This is a genomic window from Enterobacter sp. 302C9, from assembly GCF_034106085.1.
Taxonomy (GTDB): Bacteria; Pseudomonadota; Gammaproteobacteria; order Enterobacterales; family Enterobacteriaceae; genus Enterobacter; species Enterobacter asburiae_B.
The window spans coordinates 46,150-65,449 of the sequence record NZ_JAWNBW010000013.1 but is presented as its reverse complement, the minus strand read 5'-3'; the positions used below and the strand labels follow the sequence as shown (position 1 = coordinate 65,449).

The 19,300-nt window shown below is 56.0% G+C and carries 20 protein-coding genes; 10 read left to right on the top strand and 10 right to left on the bottom strand.

Features of this window, described 5'->3' with window-relative positions; translation table 11 throughout:
• Positions 1-478 precede the first annotated feature (478 nt).
• From UR289_RS19180 to UR289_RS19170, 3 genes are all read left to right on the top strand, one after another.
• Entirely contained in the window at positions 479-1,522 is a 1,044-nt protein-coding gene (locus UR289_RS19180) for a GlxA family transcriptional regulator (RefSeq protein WP_033144478.1), read from the top strand.
• Between the two features lie 48 nt (positions 1,523-1,570).
• Positions 1,571-2,395 (top strand): AraC family transcriptional regulator, encoded by an 825-nt coding sequence (locus tag UR289_RS19175; RefSeq protein ID WP_033144477.1) that lies wholly within the window; start codon positions 1,571-1,573, stop codon positions 2,393-2,395.
• Positions 2,396-2,470: 75 nt separating this feature from the next.
• Entirely contained in the window at positions 2,471-3,436 is a 966-nt protein-coding gene (locus tag UR289_RS19170) for a DMT family transporter (protein ID WP_126787388.1), read from the top strand.
• Positions 3,437-3,515: 79 nt separating this feature from the next.
• Here the strand turns inward: UR289_RS19170 and UR289_RS19165 are convergent, their stop codons facing one another.
• Positions 3,516-5,165 (bottom strand): methyl-accepting chemotaxis protein, encoded by a 1,650-nt coding sequence (locus UR289_RS19165; protein ID WP_063440651.1) that lies wholly within the window; start codon positions 5,163-5,165, stop codon positions 3,516-3,518.
• Between the two features lie 244 nt (positions 5,166-5,409).
• Between UR289_RS19165 and ytfE the strand changes: the two genes are divergently transcribed.
• A complete protein-coding gene (gene ytfE, locus UR289_RS19160; RefSeq protein WP_033144474.1) occupies positions 5,410-6,072 on the top strand; it encodes an iron-sulfur cluster repair protein YtfE in 663 nt (220 codons plus the stop codon).
• Between the two features lie 38 nt (positions 6,073-6,110).
• On the opposite strand, the gene cycA is transcribed toward ytfE, so the two are convergent.
• Complete coding sequence (gene cycA / locus UR289_RS19155) at positions 6,111-7,520, bottom strand: D-serine/D-alanine/glycine transporter (protein WP_048977313.1); 1,410 nt, start codon at positions 7,518-7,520, stop codon at positions 6,111-6,113.
• A 311-nt stretch (positions 7,521-7,831) separates the two neighbouring features.
• Positions 7,832-8,452 carry an FKBP-type peptidyl-prolyl cis-trans isomerase gene (gene fklB / locus UR289_RS19150; RefSeq protein WP_008502892.1) on the bottom strand — a complete coding sequence of 207 codons (621 nt, stop codon included), beginning with the start codon at positions 8,450-8,452 and terminating at the stop codon, positions 7,832-7,834.
• A gap of 233 nt (positions 8,453-8,685) precedes the next feature.
• On the opposite strand from fklB, the gene UR289_RS19145 reads away from it, so the two are divergent.
• Positions 8,686-9,330: an OapA family protein gene (locus UR289_RS19145; RefSeq protein WP_143347621.1), complete on the top strand. Its 645-nt coding sequence runs from the start codon at positions 8,686-8,688 to the stop codon at positions 9,328-9,330.
• A gap of 67 nt (positions 9,331-9,397) precedes the next feature.
• Here UR289_RS19145 and rplI read toward each other — a convergent pair whose 3' ends face one another.
• From rplI to rpsF, 4 genes are read right to left on the bottom strand one after another with little or no spacing between them, the layout of a single operon-like run.
• Entirely contained in the window at positions 9,398-9,847 is a 450-nt protein-coding gene (gene rplI, locus UR289_RS19140) for a 50S ribosomal protein L9 (RefSeq protein ID WP_023310148.1), read from the bottom strand.
• A gap of 41 nt (positions 9,848-9,888) precedes the next feature.
• The gene (rpsR, locus tag UR289_RS19135; RefSeq protein WP_000135199.1) at positions 9,889-10,116 is read right to left on the bottom strand and encodes a 30S ribosomal protein S18; all 228 of its coding nucleotides are present in this window, start codon (positions 10,114-10,116) and stop codon (positions 9,889-9,891) included.
• 4 nt (positions 10,117-10,120) lie between these two features.
• A complete protein-coding gene (priB, locus tag UR289_RS19130; RefSeq protein WP_008502895.1) occupies positions 10,121-10,435 on the bottom strand; it encodes a primosomal replication protein N in 315 nt (104 codons plus the stop codon).
• A gap of 6 nt (positions 10,436-10,441) precedes the next feature.
• Positions 10,442-10,837 carry a 30S ribosomal protein S6 gene (rpsF, locus tag UR289_RS19125; RefSeq protein WP_014068637.1) on the bottom strand — a complete coding sequence of 132 codons (396 nt, stop codon included), beginning with the start codon at positions 10,835-10,837 and terminating at the stop codon, positions 10,442-10,444.
• A 341-nt stretch (positions 10,838-11,178) separates the two neighbouring features.
• On the opposite strand from rpsF, the gene yjfY reads away from it, so the two are divergent.
• Positions 11,179-11,454: a DUF1471 family protein YjfY gene (gene yjfY, locus UR289_RS19120; RefSeq protein ID WP_211138262.1), complete on the top strand. Its 276-nt coding sequence runs from the start codon at positions 11,179-11,181 to the stop codon at positions 11,452-11,454.
• 168 nt (positions 11,455-11,622) lie between these two features.
• On the opposite strand, the gene yjfP is transcribed toward yjfY, so the two are convergent.
• Positions 11,623-12,345 carry an esterase gene (gene yjfP, locus UR289_RS19115; RefSeq protein ID WP_320711310.1) on the bottom strand — a complete coding sequence of 241 codons (723 nt, stop codon included), beginning with the start codon at positions 12,343-12,345 and terminating at the stop codon, positions 11,623-11,625.
• Between the two features lie 137 nt (positions 12,346-12,482).
• On the opposite strand from yjfP, the gene bsmA reads away from it, so the two are divergent.
• The 3 genes from bsmA to UR289_RS19100 all read left to right on the top strand — a co-directional run bounded on the left by bsmA (position 12,483) and on the right by UR289_RS19100 (position 15,340).
• Positions 12,483-12,812 (top strand): biofilm peroxide resistance protein BsmA, encoded by a 330-nt coding sequence (gene bsmA, locus UR289_RS19110; RefSeq protein ID WP_029740376.1) that lies wholly within the window; start codon positions 12,483-12,485, stop codon positions 12,810-12,812.
• A 136-nt stretch (positions 12,813-12,948) separates the two neighbouring features.
• Entirely contained in the window at positions 12,949-13,236 is a 288-nt protein-coding gene (yjfN, locus tag UR289_RS19105; protein ID WP_032665074.1) for a DUF1471 family protease activator YjfN, read from the top strand.
• 172 nt (positions 13,237-13,408) lie between these two features.
• Positions 13,409-15,340 carry a methyl-accepting chemotaxis protein gene (locus tag UR289_RS19100; protein ID WP_320711307.1) on the top strand — a complete coding sequence of 644 codons (1,932 nt, stop codon included), beginning with the start codon at positions 13,409-13,411 and terminating at the stop codon, positions 15,338-15,340.
• Here the strand turns inward: UR289_RS19100 and UR289_RS19095 are convergent.
• Positions 15,337-16,959: an isovaleryl-CoA dehydrogenase gene (locus tag UR289_RS19095; RefSeq protein WP_087823505.1), complete on the bottom strand. Its 1,623-nt coding sequence runs from the start codon at positions 16,957-16,959 to the stop codon at positions 15,337-15,339. The genes UR289_RS19100 and UR289_RS19095 overlap by 4 nt on opposite strands.
• A 192-nt stretch (positions 16,960-17,151) precedes the next feature.
• Between UR289_RS19095 and UR289_RS19090 the strand changes: the two genes are divergently transcribed.
• Positions 17,152-18,426 (top strand): MFS transporter, encoded by a 1,275-nt coding sequence (locus UR289_RS19090; RefSeq protein ID WP_087823503.1) that lies wholly within the window; start codon positions 17,152-17,154, stop codon positions 18,424-18,426.
• 90 nt (positions 18,427-18,516) lie between these two features.
• On the opposite strand, the gene rlmB is transcribed toward UR289_RS19090, so the two are convergent.
• Positions 18,517-19,251, bottom strand: a complete 735-nt coding sequence (gene rlmB / locus UR289_RS19085) for a 23S rRNA (guanosine(2251)-2'-O)-methyltransferase RlmB (RefSeq protein WP_033144466.1) — start codon at positions 19,249-19,251, stop codon at positions 18,517-18,519.
• Between the last annotated feature and the right edge of the window lie 49 nt (positions 19,252-19,300).

The following is a 19,300-nucleotide window of genomic DNA, read 5'->3' as shown; positions in this document are numbered from 1 at the left end:
CCGGCAATAGCATCGACATCAAAGTAGTCGCGCGTAATATTTCTGATAAGGGTTCCCTCAAGCACCTCGTCTTTTATCCTCGCGGCGGCCTGAGCAGGTGTAAATCTTTTACCGGAAATGTCGCAATACCCACCTTCATCATATTTAAGGACGCCCATCAGGATGGCTAACGATAATAACGTACCCTGCCGTTCCTCTTCCGATAATGACTCAATAATCATTCGACGAAATGCATGATGTGAAGAACTACGCCCAGCTGGACCATAGCCGCCAAAAGCCGTTATTACGGGTAATTTCACCATAATTTATTCTCTCGTGGTCGTGGATTTATTTTATTAAGCAAGTACGATAATTTCAGATATTAGTTTACAAATTACCAACAAAAGCTAATATGAAAATCCAGCCAAAACGCTGACTTTTTTGGCCACGGCAACGATGAGCCACCAAAAATAATAGTAAAAACAGGTATTAATCAAAAATGACAAATACACAAATAGGATTTGTGTTATGTGAACGCATGCTAAGTTCCGGTCTCAGTCTTCCGATTGAAATGTGGAAAGCGGCAGCCAGTAGCTATTTAGCTGAGCAAAAAACAACATCCCACGCAGGCACGCACAAACCGGAGAAGTCACCCTTCAGGCTCTGTCGCCCGGAGAATATTCTGAAGGTGAATACCATTGGCATAAACAGCGAGCCCATCCTGACGCACAGTGGTTTTAGCATTACCGCCGATACCACCCTTGCCGCAGACAGACACTATGACGTTATCTATCTTCCTGCCCTGTGGCGCAATCCTCGCGCGGTGGTCAGACAACAGCCTGAACTTCTGGAATGGCTGACCGAGCAGGCCGCGCGAGGAACCCGCATCGCCGCCGTCGGAACGGGCTGCTGTTTTCTGGCGGAGTCGGGATTGCTAAACGGAAAGCCCGCCACCACCCACTGGCACTACTTCAAACAATTCTCGCGCGACTACCCCAGCGTAAAATTACAGACAAAGCATTTTCTCACTCAGGCCGATAATATTTTCTGCGCCGCAAGCGTTAAGGCCCTGTCCGATCTGACGATCCATTTTATAGAAACGATATACGGGAAACGTGTAGCCACCCATACTCAACGGACATTTTTCCATGAAATTCGTAGCCAGTTTGAACGTCAGTGTTACAGTGAAGAAAACAAACCCCATCCGGATGAAGATATTGTTCAAATTCAAATCTGGATAAAAGCCAACTGCGCCTCGGATATATCCATGCAGAATCTTGCAGATATGGCTGGCATGAGTTTGCGCAACTTTAATCGCCGCTTTAAAAATGCCACCGACATGTCCCCACTGCAGTATTTATTAACCGCCAGAATTGAATCCGCCATGACAATGCTGCAATCCACCAATCTGTGTATTCAGGAGATTGCAAATGCGGTTGGATATCAGGATATTGCGCACTTTAATCGCCAGTTTAAGCATAAAACAACGGTTTCACCGGGGGATTACCGTAAGACCGTCCGGGCAAAGATGTTTAGTGCATAAACTGCGGTCATCTCTGATAATGAAAAGATGACCACGAGGAGGCTCAACGTGCAAGGCGTACCGGAACAGTTTAATGATGAAAGAGACAGCGCGCGCTTTCGCCATCTTGCGCAGCTGCCGGGCCTGGAGCTTTATCACGCGCATATTTCTGACTACGCCTTTGAGCCTCACACCCATGAAGCCTTCGGGATCGGCACGATTGAAACCGGTGCCGAACGCTTTCGCTATCGCGGTACCCAGCATCTCGCGGCGGAAAAATCCGTCGTCACCATGAACCCGGACGAGATCCATACCGGCGAATCCGCCACCGAAGGCGGCTGGCGCTACCGGATGGTCTATATCGAACCCGATCTTCTGGAAGAGGTGACCGGCCTCCGGCACTGGTGGTTTAGCGATGTCACGCGTCATGACCCGCTGCGCTCGCAGCAAATCGGCAGGCTGATTTACGGATTGTGGCATACGGACGATCCGCTTGCGCAAAAAGGATTACTGCTGGATCTGATTGAGACCTTCCAGCCGCTGGCCCATCACGCGCCGGTGATTCAGGAAGGCGCGCACCGCTTCGAACGCGTGCGCGAGTACCTGCACGACAACTACATGCACGCCCTGACGCTGGACGAGCTGGCCAGCGTCGTTTCGCTGAGCCCGTACCATTTCCAGCGCCAGTTCAAAGCCCATTTTCACGTTACGCCGCACCAGATGCTGATGGCCATTCGCCTCTGGCGCGCTAAAGCGTTCCTCACCCACGGCATGCCAGCCGCCGAAGTGGCAGCCGCGACCGGGCTGACCGACCAGTCCCACTTAACCCGCGCGTTTACCCGCCGCTACGGCATTACGCCCGTGCGCTACCAGAAGCAGGTCACCCGGCGCTAATGCGCAATCTCATACAATACGCACGCATTTTCCCCTCCTACACTGCATGCAGCGTAAATACCTGTGGATGGAAAAATGATTAGTGGAGTGTTGTATGCCCTTCTGGCCGGGATGATGTGGGGGCTGATTTTTGTCGGCCCATTAATCGTGCCCGAGTATCCGGCAATACTGCAGTCGACCGGACGCTATCTGGCGCTCGGGCTGATTGCTCTGCCCCTGGCGTGGCTGGGACGCGCGCGCCTGCGTCAGCTCAGCCGTCAGGACTGGGGCACCGCGCTAGCGCTGACCATGATGGGCAATCTTATCTACTACGTTTGCCTTGCGAGTGCCATTCAGCGTACCGGTGCGCCGGTATCTACCATGATTATCGGCACGCTGCCGGTCGTCATCCCCGTCTTTGCTAACCTGCTCTACAGCCACCGCGATGGCAAACTGGCGTGGTCAAAAATGGCGCCGGCGCTGGTATGCACCGCCGTGGGGCTGGTATGCGTCAATATTGCAGAGCTGCGTCACGGGCAGGCGGATGTTGACCTGTGGCGTTACGGCTCTGGCATTGTGCTGGCGTTCATTTCCGTGGCGTGCTGGGCATGGTATGCCCTGCGCAACGCGCGCTGGCTGCGGGAGAACCCGGACAAGCACCCGATGATGTGGGCGACGGCGCAGGCGCTGGTCACGCTGCCCGTCTCGCTGGTGGGCTATGCCGGGGCGTGCATCTGGTTAGGCCATCAACAGCCAGACTTCGCCCAACCCTTCGGGCCAAGACCCTGGGTTTTTATCGGCCTGATGGTTGCGATTGCGGTGCTGTGCTCATGGGTGGGCGCGCTGTGCTGGAACATTGCCAGCCAGAAGCTGCCGACGGTGATTTTAGGGCCGCTGATTGTCTTCGAAACCCTGGCCGGACTGCTTTATACCTTCCTGATGCGCCAGAGCTTACCGCCGTTATTCACGGCCTGCGGGATCGCGCTGCTGGTGGTGGGAGTGGTGATGGCGGTAAGAGCGAAGCCGGAAAAACCGAGGGTCGTTCCGGCTTCGGAGATGTGAGCATTGCCCAGCGGCGCTGCGCTTGCAGGGCCTACAAAATCGTAGGCCCGGTAAGGCGTAGCCGCCACCGGGCAAGCCCTTAAAACGTTTCCCAGTTCCCTTCAGACGCCGCCGCTACGGGCTGCGCTTTAGGTACATAGGTTTTCACCGGCGCCGCTTTGACCGCCTGGTTGCGGGTGATTTTGAACACCGCCACCGCTTCGTTCAGGCGGGCAGCCTGATCTTCCAGCGCCGCCGCCGCGGCCGCAGATTCCTCTACCAGCGATGCGTTCTGCTGGGTCACGCGGTCCATCTCGGCTACCGCCTGGCCCACCTGGTCAATACCGCGGCTCTGCTCGTCAGAGGCCGAGGCAATTTCGCCCATGATGTCGGTGACGCGGGTGACCGCATTGACGATCTCCGCCATCGTCTCCCCGGCTTCGTTAACCAGCTGGGAGCCCGCGTTCACGCGCTCGCCGGAATCATCGATCAGCGCTTTGATCTCTTTCGCCGCCTGGGCGCTGCGCTGGGCGAGAGTACGCACTTCCCCAGCCACAACCGCAAAACCACGGCCCTGCTCGCCCGCGCGCGCCGCTTCCACCGCCGCGTTCAGCGCCAGAATGTTAGTCTGGAAGGCAATACCGTCGATTACGTTAGTAATTTGCGCGATTTTACTGGAGCTGGTGGCGATTTCGTCCATCGTACGCACCACGCCTTCAACCACGTTACCGCCCTTCTTCGCCGTAGAGGAGGCGTCCAGCGCCAGACGGGAAGCCTGACGCGCGTTATCGGCGTTCTGCTTCACGGTTGCCGTCAGCTGTTCCATGCTGGCTGCCGTCTCTTCCAGAGACGCGGCCTGCTGCTCGGTACGGGAAGAGAGGTCGTTGCTGCCGGCAGAAATTTCACCGGCACCGGTGTAGATGGTATCCGCACCTTCACGCACCACGCCCACGGTGTTCGCCAGCGAGGTCTGCATCTCCTGAACGTTACGCGCCAGGATAGCCATCTCGTTCTTACCTTCAGCCTGAATCGGCTGGGTTAAATCTCCCGCCGCAATGGCGCGAATATGGTTAATCACCTCTTCCAGAGGCAGCAGCAGCACGCGGCGCATGGCTACCCAGCTGGAAATAATCACCACAATCACCAGCAGCATAACCGCAGAGAGGATCCACAGGATGCGCTTGTAGTCGCTTTCATTGTCCTGGATGCCTTTATCGGTAAGCGTTGCCTGCGCTTCGCGCCATTCACGGTAAACCGCCTGCATCGCGGTCTGCTTTTGCTCCGCATTCTGCTTGAACATGTCTTCCAGATTGCCCTGGCTCAGCAGGACGTTCATTTGCGTCAGCGTTGCAGAGTAAATGCGGTACTGCTCTTCAAGCCGGTTAGCCAGGTTCTCGTCCAGGCCCGGCGTATTTGGCAGGGCATAGTATTTATCGTAATGGACCTGCGCATCGGCGAGCAGATTTTTCGCCGTGTTGACCAGCTCATTAAGCTGCCCACCGTTAATCTGAGAGGCCATGCTGCTTTGCAGACGCAGCATCCCGCGGTTCAGCGTCACGCGCGCCTGGTTCAGGCTGATCCACGCATCGGTAAACTCCGCCACGTTCTTGCTGGAGAGCTGCGACACGGTGAAGTTGTCTTTATCGTTATTCAGCGCGTTGATAAAGATACCCGCGGAAATCACTTGCATGATGCCGAGCACAAGCAGCACCGAAATCAGAAGGGTAATGACTTTTATACGTTTAAACATGCGTTGCCTTTGTTATATGCAGGTTTGTCTGACGTGGATATATCGGCAGGCGCGGCGGGTTGTTTACTGTTTCTACACCTTTAAAAAGTTTCTAAACCACTTTCCTAAGTCCATTCAGAGAGTTAAACGGGGTATTTTTTTGTGATCTGCATCTCACTTTCCCCCTTCCCTCTAAAGGGTTATAGCGCTGGCTTAAAGATGTATTTAATATGCATCTTATATTATTAATGACGAGGTAACTGCTATGGCCTTTCGCGACCAACCCCTTGGCGAGCTGGCGCTCTCCATTCCTCGCGCTTCTGCGCTGTTCCGTAAATACGATATGGATTACTGCTGCGGCGGTAAGCAAACCCTGGCGCGTGCGGCCTCACGCAAGGAACTGGACGTTGAGGTGATTGAAGCAGAGCTGGCGCAGCTGGCCGGGCAGCCCGTCGACAAAGACTGGCGAACCGCCCCGCTTGCTGAAATCATCGACCATATCATCGTGCGATACCATGACCGTCACCGTGAACAGCTGCCGGAACTGATCCTGCAGGCAACCAAAGTTGAGCGCGTTCATGCCGACAAACCTTCCGTACCGCGCGGTCTGGCGAAATACCTGACCCTGCTGCATGAAGAGCTTTCCAGCCACATGATGAAAGAAGAGCAGATCCTCTTCCCGATGATTAAACAGGGAATGGGAAGCCAGGCGATGGGGCCTATCAGCGTGATGGAAAGCGAGCACGATGATGCGGGTGAGCTGCTGGAAGTGATCAAACACACCACCCACAACGTCACGCCGCCGCCAGAAGCGTGCACAACGTGGAAAGCGATGTACAACGGCATTAACGAGATGATTGACGACCTGATGGAACACATCAGTCTTGAGAACAACGTTCTGTTCCCGCGGGCATTAGCTGGGGAATAGAAAAACTAAAAACGGCAACCGAAGTTGCCGTTTTGCTTTTACCTTACGCCTGCCATACGTTTCTTACCGATAAACACCCAGCCCAGCCCCAGCGCGATAAACCACAGCGGCGTGACGATGAGTGCCTGACGGGTATCATCTTCCAGCGTCAGCAGAACCAGCACGAAGACGAAGAACGCCATGCACACCCAGCACATCAGCTTGCCCAGCGGCATCTTGTAGATCGATTTTTCATGCAGGTGCGGGCGCTGCTTGCGGTACACCAGGTATGAACAGAGGATGATGGTCCAGACGAACATAAACAGGATCGCAGAGACCGTGGTGATCATGGTGAACGCGCCAATCACGCTTGGGTTCACGTAGAGCATCACCACGCCGCCCAGCAGGCACATGCAGGAGAAGGTCAACCCTTTTGCCGGTACCGCGCGCTTGGACAGCTTGGCGAACGCGCTCGGCGCCACGCCTTCCTGTGCCAAGCCAAACAGCATACGGCTGGTGGAGAACACGCCGCTGTTCGCGGAAGACGCCGCAGAGGTCAACACCACGAAGTTAATCAGGCTCGCGGCAGCAGGCAGGCCTACCAGCACGAACAGCTCAACGAACGGGCTCTTGGTTGGCACCACGGAGCTCCACGGCGTCACGGACATAATGACGATCAGCGCGAAGACGTAGAACATGATGATACGCAGCGGAATAGAGTTAATCGCGCGCGGGAGAGACTTCTCGGGATCTTTGGTCTCCGCTGCCGTCGTGCCCACCAGCTCAATGCCCACGAAAGCAAAAACCGCGATCTGGAAGCCGGCAAAGAAGCCGCTAATGCCTTTCGGGAACCAGCCGCCGTCATTCCACAGATGGGTAAACGACGCCTGAACGCCCGTTGGCGACTGGAAGTGGGTGAGCACCATCACCAGACCCACGACGATAAGCCCGACAATCGCCACGATTTTGATCATCGCGAACCAGAACTCCATCTCACCGAACATTTTAACGGTGGCGAGGTTAAGGCTCAGCAGCAGAACAATGACCGCCAGCGAGGCGACCCAGTCCGACAGCCCCGGGAACCAGAACTGCGCGTAGGCGGTAATCGCCACGACGTCCGCCATACCGGTGACGACCCAGCAGAACCAGTAGGTCCAGCCGGTGAAATAGCCCGCCCACGGCCCGAGCAGGTCAGAAGCGAAGTCGCTAAAGGATTTGTATTCGAGGTTCGAGAGCAGCAGTTCACCCATTGCACGCATCACGAAGAAGAGCATAAAACCGATGATCATATAAACGAATATGATCGACGGCCCGGCGAGACTGATGGTTTTGCCTGACCCCATAAACAGCCCGGTACCGATGGCACCCCCAATCGCAATGAGCTGAATATGACGGTTTGTGAGATTGCGCCGTAGCGACTGTTCAGACGACGCCTCTTCGTCGGCGACGACTTTGACCTGATCTACCATGTGATATTTTCCTGTTTATGCCTGTCTGTGTTGTTAAGGCTCTTCTGGCCTTTAAATACGTCAAAAGATGACGTTCCCTTGTAAGGGCTAATCGATATTAGGTAAGAATCGGCGGGATGAATACTATGATTTAGATATTATGTTAATAATATGTTGAAAGTGAGTGTCATATCACTCATACAGCGCGAAACAGCTCACAAAAATACACGCAACAGTTTCGTTTGCAAGATAAAATGTTGATAGCACCGTAACTATAGGTTTTTACACTATTTTCCTCTCCCCTACCGGGGAGAGGAAATAAGAAAATTCGATTACAGAATTTCCAGCAGCTCGACTTCAAAGACCAGGGTGCTGAATGGCGGGATGGACGCGCCAGCGCCGCGCTCGCCATAGGCCAGGTTATGCGGGATAGTCAGTTCCCATTTGGAACCGACCGGCATCAGGGTCAGAGCTTCGATCCAGCCTGCGATCACGCCGTTGACCGGGAATTCAGCCGGTTCGCCGCGCGCCACGGAGCTGTCGAACACGGTACCGTCGATCAGTTTACCGGTGTAATGCACGCGAACGTGGTCGGTACGCGCCGGGATTGCGCCGTCGCCCTGATTGATCACGCGGAACTGCAGACCGGATTCGGTGCTGTTCACGCCTTCACGCTCGCGGTTCTCTTCCAGATATTTCACACCTTCGGCTGCCATCTCTTCGAAGCGCGCGCGACGCACGGCGTCAGCACGTTCGTGGATTTCACGCAGCGCACGGTGCACAACGTCTACCGGAACGGCAGGCTGTTTGCCTTCCAGCGCGTCAGCGATACCCGCCACCAGCGCTTCAGGTAACAGACCTTCCAGGCCGGATTCGCTCAGCTGCTGTCCTACCTGCAAGCCGATACCGTAACTTGCCTGCGCTTCGATAGTGTCAAAAGTCGGGGTGGTCATGGGTTTTCCTTCCATCACATTTAAAGTAGCGGGCAGCATATCAGCCATGCCCTTATGGGTAAAACTTTGTCTGAAGTTAAGGTGACAAACCGCGACGAAACAGAAACAATAGAGATAACCAGGATTAATCCCGAACTGATGTCACGGATGTCGGGTTTACTACGCCGTTCAGGCAGTTAGCAAACTATACTTCGGGGCACAGGATAAAAAATACGCGGAGCAGGAGGAGTGCCATGCCCGGGCGATTTGAACTGAAACCTACCCTGGCGAAAATCTGGCAGGCGCCGGACAATTTTCGCATCATGGACCCGCTGCCTCCTCTGCATCGCAGAGGGATCATCATTGGCGCGCTGATGGTGATCGTGGGCTTCCTGCTTCCTTCCGGGGGCGATGATGTCGATACCGCACCCGTCACCCGCAATGCCCAACTGGACATTCAGTCGCAGACGCGGCCGCAGCCTGACGCACAGCCGATGCAGACGCAGCTTGTGACCCCGTCTAACGATCCGGGTCAGGTCGCGCCGGTTGAGCCAGAACCTATTCAGGATGAACAGCCGCAGGATCAAGCCGCCGCCCCGTCTCAGCCTCAGACGCAACAGCCTACCGGCATTGAGCAACAGTGGCGTTCCTATCGCGTAGAGCCGGGCAAAACGCTGGCACAGCTGTTCCGCGACCACAACCTGCCGCCAACCGACGTGTATGCCATGGCGAAGGTGGAAGGTGCGGGTAAGCCGCTCAGTAACCTGCAGAATGGACAGATGGTACAGGTTCGCCAGAATGCCAGCGGGGTGGTGACAGGGTTAACGATTGATACGGGAAGTGGACAACAGGTGCTGTTTACCCGCCAGCCAGACGGCAGTTTTATCAGGGCGCGTTAAGACCCGGTTCTCTAAAAAGCAAAACGCCGGCACAAGGCCGGCGTTTCAACGTGAGCAGAGTAAAAAATTACTCAGCTACAACGTTAACAACCAGTTTAGCGAACACTTCGCTGTGAACCTGGAAGTCAACTTCGTGCTCACCAGTGGTACGCAGAACGCCGTTCGGCAGACGAACTTCGCTCTTAGCCACTTTAACGCCTGCTGCAGAAACTGCATCAGCGATATCGCGAGTACCGATGGAACCGAACAGTTTACCTTCGTCGCCTGATTTAGACGCGATGGTAACGGTGCCCAGTGCGTTGATTGCTTCAGCGCGAGCGTTAGCAGCCGCCAGAACGTCAGCCAGTTTGGCTTCCAGTTCAGCGCGACGTGCTTCGAAAAACTCTACGTTTTTCTTGGTAGCTGGAACAGCTTTACCCTGTGGAACCAGGAAGTTACGTGCGTAACCCGCTTTAACGTTAACCTGATCACCCAGGCTGCCCAGGTTTGCTACTTTATCAAGCAGAATAACTTGCATTACCTTATCCTCTTAAAGTCGTATTAATGGACCGTGCCCGATTACTGATGACGATCAGTGTACGGCAGCAGGGACAGGTAGCGAGCGCGTTTGATAGCGCGAGCCAGCTGACGCTGGTATTTTGCACGAGTACCGGTGATACGGCTTGGGACAATCTTACCGCTTTCGGTGATGTAGTTTTTCAGCGTTGCGATATCTTTATAGTCGATCTCTTGAACGCCTTCCGCGGTGAAACGGCAGAACTTGCGACGACGGAAATAACGTGCCATATGGCTAGTCTCCAGAATCTATCAAATCAATCTGCTCGGCATGCAGAACCATTTTGCTCAGGCCGTTCTTTGCCTTGTGGCAAGAGATGAACCCCTGAACGATTACTGCGCTACCGACCGTTAAACTGTGAGTAATGGCCTGGTTTTCGTGTCCGCTAATAATAACGGGCATTTGGCACCACGCCTGCCGGTGAAACCCGGCTTCCTCTTGCACAGAACGATGCTCAAGCACGAACTGGCAATGCGGAATTCCTGATGGACTGACCTTTCGAAGGGGAGCCCTGCATACGATGCCGGACAACGCCAGACGGTTGGTCATCAGAAATTACTCTTCAGAATCCCCAGCATCAGAATCATCTGCGGTTTCGTTTGCGAAATCATCGCGACGCTCACGGCGCTCGTCTTTCGCTTTAACCATCGGAGATGCTTCGGTAACTGCGTTTTTGGTACGCATAACCATGCTGCGGATAACGGCATCGTTGAAGCGGAAGGTAGTTTCCAGCTCATCGATCACTTCCTGCGGCGCTTCAACGTTCATCAGAACGTAGTGTGCTTTGTGCAGTTTGTTGATCGGGTAAGCCAGCTGACGGCGGCCCCAGTCTTCCAGACGGTGGATCGTACCTTCTGCACCAGTGATGGCAGCAGAGTAACGCTCGATCATACCCGGAACCTGTTCGCTCTGGTCAGGATGGACCATAAAAACGATTTCGTAATGACGCATCGAATTGCTCCTTACGGATTATTCAGCCTCCTGTCTGGGTCAGCCGAGGCCCGGGGAGGCAAGGAACGTGTTAAAGGTCGGCTGAAAAATTGACGCGTCATAATACTTGCGCGCCCCTGGAAACTCAAGCTGATTGCACAAATAATTCGCACAAAGCGCGAAGCGGGTCTAAGTGGGTGATTTAAAATTGGTCACACCCGGAAGCGTTGTTTTTTTGAACAACTGCATCAGAAATGGTCACGCATCCCCGCCGGATGAGTGATTACACTTTAATCAGAGATCGCCTGAATTAAAGAAGGAGCATCCCCCCTCTCGCAGCACGTAGTCGTGGAGCGCATATCATGAAAAAAATCGCATTAGCCATAATGGCGGCGCTTTTGCTCAGTGCAAACGCGATGGCAGCCATCAAGATAGACAGCCGACAGGCCAGAAACATGGATGATGTGCAAAGCTTGGGCGTAATTTACATCAATCATAATTTCGCCACGGAAAGTGAAGCAGATCAGGCATTAAACGCAGAAACCGATGCGCAGGGCGCAACCTATTACCACGTGATATTAACCCGTGAGCCCGGCAGCAACGGCAACATGCACGCCAGTGCAGATATTTACCGATAACGCTTTAACGCTAGCACCAGGAAAGCCAACAACGAGAACATAGCCATAGTTGACGTTGCCCCCTGCCCGGGGGCTTTTTTTGTGAATGGCTCCGGAATACCACCGGTCAAATAGCCCCTCAAAGATCCTCCACAAGCGGGAAGATAAGGACATCAAAGTCCTGCGCGTTTACAGGTGCTGGCGGAAAAACGCCACCGTGGCGTCCAGCGCCGTTGGCGTAATGCGGTGGCGGACGCCCGGTTCCCACAGGCAGGTCAGATTAGCGTCCAGCCCTTCATTCATTAACGCCTGCTGCAGACGGAAGGTTCCCTCGGGCGGGACCACATCATCCGCGTCACCGTGCCACAGCAGCAGCGGGCGATCGGCCACGCGCGGTAATGCCCGGGTCACTTCCCACTCTGCCAGCGTCGCGGTCATTTCCGTTAAATCCTGAGGGGGGAAAAGGGTCTTCGCCAGCGAAGTAAAATAACCCGAGCCCATCAGACAGGCGACAGACTTCACTTCAGGATGATGCGTCATAATCCCCAGCGCCGTCATACCGCCCATCGATGCCCCGGCTACCGCCAGACGATTGTCGGCCACCAGCCCTGCCTCATAAAGCGCATCGCGCAGCCCGGAAAACTCGGTCAGACTCCCGTGCAGAATCTGCCAGAACTGCCCCAGCCGCGCCTGTTCATTACCCGTAAAGCGTGCGCCGTGGTCGGGTGCATCTGGCATCACCACGCGAAAACCCGCCTGCGCCAGCGCTACCGCAAAATAACTGTAAACCAGCTTCGATGAGGTAAACCCATGATAAAAAATCACAACAGGCAGCGGTTTATCACGTTTACCCGCTGGCATCGCGTGTAAAATTTCATGGTCGCCGAGGTGGCGTATTTCAATTTCAATCATTGTCGACCCTGTGCGAATCTATGATTCATAATGTTGAGAACTGGGTTACGCTTTCGCGTCATTTTCATTCGAAATATACGTCCCAGATAACACTTCGGGAACATTCCCCCAAAACTAAATTCACAGCCAACTACACTATGGCTATCAGGAAACGAGATATGGTTATGCGCAGGTTTGCTGCTTTATTGCTGGTGTTTCTGCTGAGTGGCTGTAGCGCGCTGCAGGGAACGCCGCAACCCGCTCCACCGGTCGCCGATCATCCACAGGAGATTCGTCGTAATCAGACGGAAGGATTACAACGAATGGGCACCATCTCCGCGCTGGTTCGCGGCTCTCCGGATGACGCAGAATCGGCAATAAAAGCACAGGCCGTCGCCGCCAAAGCAGATTATTACGTCATCATTATGATCGACGAAACCATCATAACGGGACAGTGGTACTCACAGGCCATTTTGTACCGCAAATAATGGTTTTCCTTTGAACGAGATTTACACTGCTTTGCGTCCATAGACATTTTCCTGTCCACAATAAACTCCACGCCCGCATCAATGGAAGGGAGTTTATTAGCGAAGGATTGCCCGGCGGATACCGGATATATGTGAAATGGAGCTGACGATGAAACGAACTCTTGCTTTGACCTCACTGTTGCTCTCAGCAGGCCTGCTGAGCACCACCGCGCAGTCAGCAGAATTCGCCAGTGCTGATTGTGTGACTGGCCTGAATGAAATTGGCCAGATCTCCGTGAATAATATCTCGGGGAGCCCGCAAGACGTTGAACGTGTCGTGGCATTAAAGGCCGATGAGCAGGGTGCTTCATGGTATCGCATCATCCAGATGCAGGAAGATAACCATATCGATCGCTGGCGGGTACAGGCCATTCTCTACGTGTAAACTCCCTCCTGATAAAAGCCACTTATTTTTAGTGGCTTTTCGTTTTTGCAAATTTTTTATCTTATATAAAACCAATAAAGAACAATTGAATAACATTTTGTTACATTAAAACAGTAAACGTAATCTCCGCTCTGCCGTTGAAGAACCATAACTTTTCAATGATGAGCAATTTATGATCAACTTTTTCCGCCGTGCGGGCCTGGGGTCGAAACTCTCGCTGCTGACTGGCGTCAGTGTCGCCACGCTGTTTCTGCTATTCACTTTTCTGCTCAGCCAAAAAGCCAGCCAGCAGCTTGAAGCCCTTGCGGTCGAAGATCTGCATAATCAGTCCACCGGCATGGTCGACATGGTGCAGATGTTCAACACCAGCCTGAGTGAAGAGGTTGAGAGCTATACCCGTCTGTTTACCACCTTTTTACCGCAGCCCCTGAACATTGATAATTCCCAACACCAGACGATTAACGGACTTAGCGTTCCGCTTCTGAAAGGCGGAGACACCGGGCTGCATGAAAATAACACCCTTTCGGACGAGTTCCTGAACCGTACGGGAGCCATTTCGACGCTGTTTGTACGCAGCGGTAACGACTTTGTGCGCGTAGCCACTTCCCTGCGCAAAGAGAATGGCGATCGGGCAATGGGTACCGTTCTGGATAACGCCAGCCCGGCCTTTGCAGCCGTCAACAAAGGTGAAGTCTACCGCGGCCTGGCGCTGCTGTTCGGCAAACGCTACATCACCCAGTACCAGCCCGTTAAAAACGCCGAAGGGCAGGTCATTGCGATCGTCTTTGTCGGGGTGGACATCACCCACTCCTGGAACGTAATGCGCGAGAAAATCCTCAACCGCCGCCTGGGCGAGAGCGGTCGCTTCTTCGTGCTGGATCGCAGCAACGGCAAAACGCGCGGGCAATACCTGTTCCACGCCAGCGAAGAGGGAAAACTGCCGAAATGGGACGGCGCGACGCAGCAACAGCTTCTGAGTGACAAACCCGGCACGCTGGAGCGTACAAGCGACGACGGCCGGACGCTGAAAATGGCCTATACCCCGCTGCCGGGCTGGAACTGGACTATCGTGGGCGAAGTGGATAAATCGGTGCTGCTCTCAAGCGTTACCGCCATGCGCGATCGCTTCCTGCTGGCCGGCGTAGTCTTGTCCATCCTTTTTGCTGGCCTGTTCGTGGTCATTATTCGCCGCGTGCTGACCCGACCGCTGCGCAACGTGATCCATCTTGCCCGTCAATATGCCGCAGGGGATCTCCGTTCCACCCTGCCCGTGACGCGTCAGGACGAAGTCGGCCAGCTGATCGATGCCATCAACGGCATCGGCGGCGGCCTGCAAAAAATTGTCCTGCAGGTCCGTGAGGCTGCAGGCGAGATCCATTTGGGCACCAACGCGCTGGCCGCCGACACTGGCGAGATTTCAGAGCAGATCAACAAGCAGGCCAGCAGCGTGGAGGAGACGTCCGCCAGCATGGAGCAGCTGGCCGCCACCGTGCAGCAAAATGCCGCCAACATGGAGCAAACGCAGCAGCTGGTGGGTGAAACCTCGCTCGCGGTCCATCAGGGCGGTGAGACGGTCACCCACGCGGTGTCGACCATGGACGACATTCGCGAAGCGTCAAAACGCATCGAAGACATCACGCGCGTGATCGAATCCATCGCTTTCCAGACCAATATTCTGGCGCTGAACGCGGCAGTGGAAGCGGCCCGCGCAGGCGAGCACGGAAAAGGGTTTGCGGTAGTCGCGCAGGAGGTTCGCGCGCTGGCGGGACGCAGCGCTAACGCGGTGAAGGAGATTGAGCAGCTGATTGGCGATACGCTCAGAAAAGTGAGTGAGGGTCATGCGCTGTCTGAACGGACGCGCCTGGCGATGGACGACATCATCATTCATATCGATAACATCAGCCAGCTGGTCACCGAGATTAACCATGCCTCACGCGAGCAGTCCGCCGGGATCGGCCAGGTGAACCTCGCCATGACCCATATTGGCGAAGCGTCGCATATCAATGCCGATCGCATCTCACGCAGCGAACAAACGGCTCAAACGCTGCGCGAGAAGGGTTCACACCTGACCCAGCTGGTGAGCCTGTTCCAGCTAAAAGGCTAACCGACTCTGCCCGTCGCACGCAGCAGCAGGTCGCTTTGCACCTGCTCGCTCATCAGCGTGCCGCCACGGGTATCCAGCATCATACGGCACCACGCCTGCGCCACCGGGGGCGATGCGTGCCGCAGCATCTGGCTTCCGGCACCCAGCAAGAAAAGCTGCTGCGCGATCTCCCGCCCCTGCGCCTCCTGCGGTTTACGCAGTTTTTGCTGAAGCTGTCGCCAGCTGCGGTCGAAGTGTCTGTCCTGCCCTTTCACCTGCGCAAACTCGTCGGCAAGCAGGTCGTGAATACCCGGCTGCTTCGCCAGCACGCGCAGCACGTCCAGGCACATGATATTACCTGACCCTTCCCAGATGCTGTTCACCGGCATCTCGCGGTACAGGCGGGGAAGTTCGCTCTCTTCGCAATATCCATTCCCACCCAGCACCTCCATCGCCTCAGCCACAAACGGGATGCCTGCTTTACAGACGCTAAATTTCGCCGTCGGGGTAAACAGCCGCGCCCAGGCGGCCTCCTGCGGATCGGCACGCTTGTCCCACGCCCGGGCCAGGCGGAACAGCAGCGCCGTGTGCCCCTCCAGCACCAGCGCCATCCGGCTTAATACCTCGCGCATTAAAGGCTGATCGATGAGGTTTTTGCCGAAGGTCTGACGCTGGTGGGCATGGTACAGCGCCACCGAGAGCGCCCGACGCATCAGTCCGTGGCTGCCCAGCGCGCAGTCAAAGCGCGTCAGACCGCCCATTTTGAGGATCTGCCGTACCCCTTCGCCCTCTTCCCCCAGCAGCCAGCCGGAGGCATCAAGAAACTCGGCCTCGCTGCTGGCGTTAGAGCGGTTCCCGAGCTTGTCCTTAAGGCGCTCAAGACGCACGGCGTTGCGCTGTCCGTCAGGCAAAAAGCGCGGCACAAAAAAGCAGGACAGCCCGCCCTTCGCCTGGGCCAGCACCAGATGCGCATCGCTTTGCGGGACGGAGAAAAACCATTTATGCCCCACCAGCCTGTAGCTGCCGTCGCTGCATTTTTCCGCTTTGGTGGTGTTGCTGAGCACGTCCGAGCCGCCCTGCTTTTCCGTCATCCCCATGCCGATCAGCAGGCCGCGCTTTTGCGCACCGGGGGCAAGGTGCGGATCGTAGCGATCGCTGAGCAGTGGCGTCAGCCAGTCGTGAAATGCTTTGGGGAGCGCCTGCTGCAGCAGCGGCGTGGCGGCGAACGTCATGGTGACCGGGCAAAGCGTGCCCGCCTCCACCTGAGCATGAAGCACAAAGCGTGCGGCCCGAGCGACAAACGCCCCTTTACGCGCCTCCTCTTCCCACGCCAGGTTATGCACGCGGTTGGCGCAAAGCCCCTGCATCAGCAAGTGCCATGCCGGATGAAAACGCACGTCGTCCAGCCGCTCTCCGGTGGCGTCATAGCGTAGTAACTCCGGAGGATTAACGTTTGCCAGCCGGCCCAGCTCCAGAGACTCCGCGGTGCCCAACTGCTGCCCGATGCTGGCGAGCAGCTCAAAATCCCACTCGGCTCCTTCACGCGCGACCGCATCGCGCAGGGCGCAGTCCGAGAGGAAAAGGTTGCTATTGGAAAGCGGTGCAGGTTGATTGAAAACGGTATGGGTCTGCCAGTGCATGCTGTCTCCCTCCTTCAGTGGCAATGACGATAAGTATGGACAGACCGCGCGCACGCTGCATGGGAGGGGAGTCACACGTTCACGATCCCGCTGATATCATTCGTGAAATAGCTCACAGAACACAAGAATAAACTATTTCATGACTCCGCTTTTGTTGAATAATTTATTCTTACACCTTAAGTGAGGATCGTTATGCAACCGGACGCGCACAAGCGAGCATTAATTGCAGGCTCCATTGGTAACTTTATCGAGTGGTATGAGTTTGCGGTCTACGGTTTTCTGGCGACCGTCATTGCGAAAAACTTCTTCCAGCTTGAAGGAGAGGCGGGGCTGACCAGCCTGATCCTCACCTACGCCTCGTTTGCCATCGCCTTCTTCTTCCGCCCGCTGGGTGCGGTGGTGTTTGGCCGCATCGGCGACCGGATTGGCCGTAAGCCGACGCTAATTATCGTGCTGGTGCTGATGACGCTCGCTACCGCCGCCATCGGCGTTGTGCCGGTCTACGCCAGCATCGGGATTGCCGCGCCGCTGATTATTACGCTGCTGCGCATCCTGCAGGGGCTGTTCGCGGGCGGCGAGTACGGCGGCGCGGTCTCGCTGATGACGGAGTTCGCCCCGCGCGGCAAGCGTGGGCTCTATGGCGCGTGGCAGTCCTTTACCGTGGCGCTGGGGCTGCTGGCGGGCGCAGGCATCGTGGCGCTGCTCTCCACCCTTCTCACGCCTGAAGCCCTGCACGACTGGGGCTGGCGCATTCCGTTCTTCCTGGCGCTGCCCATGGGCGTTGTGGCGCTGTGGCTTCGCGTCAGTATGGAAGAGACACCGAGCTTTGTGCAGCAGCAGGATAAACCGGCTGTCGCTCAGGCGGATACTGTCGCCACGCTCCGGGCCATCGTGATGGGGATTGGGCGCGTCATGGTCTGGTCTGCGGCGGGGTATACCTACCTGGTGATTATGCCGACCTATCTTCAGTCGGCGCTGCACACCGGGTTCAACCAGGCGCTGTTGATAGCGGTGATTTCGAATATTGGTTTTGCGCTGACCATCATTCCGTCGGGGATCCTGAGTGACCGGATCGGACGCCGCACGGTGATGATTATCGCCACCGCGCTGCTGCTGATCCTCGCCCTTCCGCTGCTGAAAATCCTGCAGGCGGAGTCGAGCACGCTGGCGGTGAAGGCTGTTGTGGTACTGATTGCGGGCGGTCTGGTGGGCATGCTGGCGGGTCCGGGCCCGGCGATGCTGTCTGAGATGTTCCCGACGCGCGTGCGCTATACGGGGCTGGGGCTGGCCTACTCGTTGTCGAACGCGATTTTCTCGGGATGCGCAGGGTTAATTATTACCGGGCTGATTAAGCAGACGGGCAACCTGGATATTCCGGCGTATTACGTGATGGCGACGGCGGTAGTGAGTATTTTCGCGCTGATGACGCTGAGGAAGGACGACCATTTGCGGTCACTGGAGGAGTGAGGTTGTCACCGTCAGGTGCCCTCACCCCGCCCCTCTCCAACGGGGAGAGGGAGAAAACACAAAAGGCCGTCCTGTGGACGGCCTTGCTGTTTATTCTCCGCGCTGACGCACCGCTTCAAACAGGCAGATGCCCGTCGCAACGGAAACGTTCAGGGACGACACGCTGCCCGCCATCGGGATGCCGATCAGCTCGTCGCAGTGCTCGCGGGTGAGACGACGCATGCCTTCGCCTTCCGCACCCATCACCAGCGCCAGACGGCCGGTCATTTTGCTCTGGTACAGAGTATGATCCGCTTCACCGGCGGTACCGACGATCCATATATTCTCTTCCTGCAGCAGACGCATAGTGCGCGCCAGGTTAGTCACGCGGATCAGCGGAACGTTTTCCGCCGCGCCGCAGGCCACCTTCTTCGCCGTCGCGTTCAGCTGCGCGGAGCGATCTTTCGGCACGATCACCGCGTGCACGCCCGCCGCATCGGCGCTGCGCAGGCACGCCCCGAGGTTGTGCGGATCGGTAACGCCGTCGAGGATCAGGAAGAACGGGTTATCCAGCTCGGCAATCAGATCAGGCAGATCGTTTTCCTGATACTGACGACCCGGCTTCACGCGGGCAATGATCCCCTGGTGGACCGCGCCTTCGCTTTTCTCATCCAGGAACTGGCGGTTCGCCAGCTGAATCACCACGCCCTGCGCTTCCAGCGCGTGGATCAGCGGCATCAGACGCTTATCTTCACGCCCTTTCAGAATAAACACTTCCTGAAAACGCTCCGGTGCGCGCTCGAGAAGGGCCTGCACCGCGTGGATGCCGTAAATCATTTCACTCATTGATGGTTCTCGTAATAAGTATTTCCCCTCCCCCCGCTGGGGAGAGGGT

Excerpts from the sequence above, each read along its gene's own strand:
- rpsR (WP_000135199.1), bottom strand. The coding sequence starts at position 10,116 with ATGGCACGTTATTTCCGTCGTCGCAAGTTCTGCCGTTTCACCGCGGAA.
- cycA (WP_048977313.1), bottom strand. The coding sequence starts at position 7,520 with ATGGTAGATCAGGTCAAAGTCGTCGCCGACGAAGAGGCGTCGTCTGAA.
- UR289_RS19170 (WP_126787388.1), top strand. The coding sequence starts at position 2,471 with ATGATTAGTGGAGTGTTGTATGCCCTTCTGGCCGGGATGATGTGGGGG.
- UR289_RS19145 (WP_143347621.1), top strand. The coding sequence starts at position 8,686 with ATGCCCGGGCGATTTGAACTGAAACCTACCCTGGCGAAAATCTGGCAG.
- ytfE (WP_033144474.1), top strand. The coding sequence starts at position 5,410 with ATGGCCTTTCGCGACCAACCCCTTGGCGAGCTGGCGCTCTCCATTCCT.
- bsmA (WP_029740376.1), top strand. The coding sequence starts at position 12,483 with ATGGCTATCAGGAAACGAGATATGGTTATGCGCAGGTTTGCTGCTTTA.
- rlmB (WP_033144466.1), bottom strand. The coding sequence starts at position 19,251 with ATGAGTGAAATGATTTACGGCATCCACGCGGTGCAGGCCCTTCTCGAG.
- UR289_RS19095 (WP_087823505.1), bottom strand. The coding sequence starts at position 16,959 with ATGCACTGGCAGACCCATACCGTTTTCAATCAACCTGCACCGCTTTCC.
- UR289_RS19090 (WP_087823503.1), top strand. The coding sequence starts at position 17,152 with ATGCAACCGGACGCGCACAAGCGAGCATTAATTGCAGGCTCCATTGGT.
- UR289_RS19165 (WP_063440651.1), bottom strand. The coding sequence starts at position 5,165 with ATGTTTAAACGTATAAAAGTCATTACCCTTCTGATTTCGGTGCTGCTT.
- yjfN (WP_032665074.1), top strand. The coding sequence starts at position 12,949 with ATGGAGCTGACGATGAAACGAACTCTTGCTTTGACCTCACTGTTGCTC.
- fklB (WP_008502892.1), bottom strand. The coding sequence starts at position 8,452 with ATGACCACCCCGACTTTTGACACTATCGAAGCGCAGGCAAGTTACGGT.
- yjfP (WP_320711310.1), bottom strand. The coding sequence starts at position 12,345 with ATGATTGAAATTGAAATACGCCACCTCGGCGACCATGAAATTTTACAC.
- rpsF (WP_014068637.1), bottom strand. The coding sequence starts at position 10,837 with ATGCGTCATTACGAAATCGTTTTTATGGTCCATCCTGACCAGAGCGAA.
- UR289_RS19100 (WP_320711307.1), top strand. The coding sequence starts at position 13,409 with ATGATCAACTTTTTCCGCCGTGCGGGCCTGGGGTCGAAACTCTCGCTG.
- priB (WP_008502895.1), bottom strand. The coding sequence starts at position 10,435 with ATGACCAACCGTCTGGCGTTGTCCGGCATCGTATGCAGGGCTCCCCTT.
- yjfY (WP_211138262.1), top strand. The coding sequence starts at position 11,179 with ATGAAAAAAATCGCATTAGCCATAATGGCGGCGCTTTTGCTCAGTGCA.
- UR289_RS19180 (WP_033144478.1), top strand. The coding sequence starts at position 479 with ATGACAAATACACAAATAGGATTTGTGTTATGTGAACGCATGCTAAGT.
- rplI (WP_023310148.1), bottom strand. The coding sequence starts at position 9,847 with ATGCAAGTTATTCTGCTTGATAAAGTAGCAAACCTGGGCAGCCTGGGT.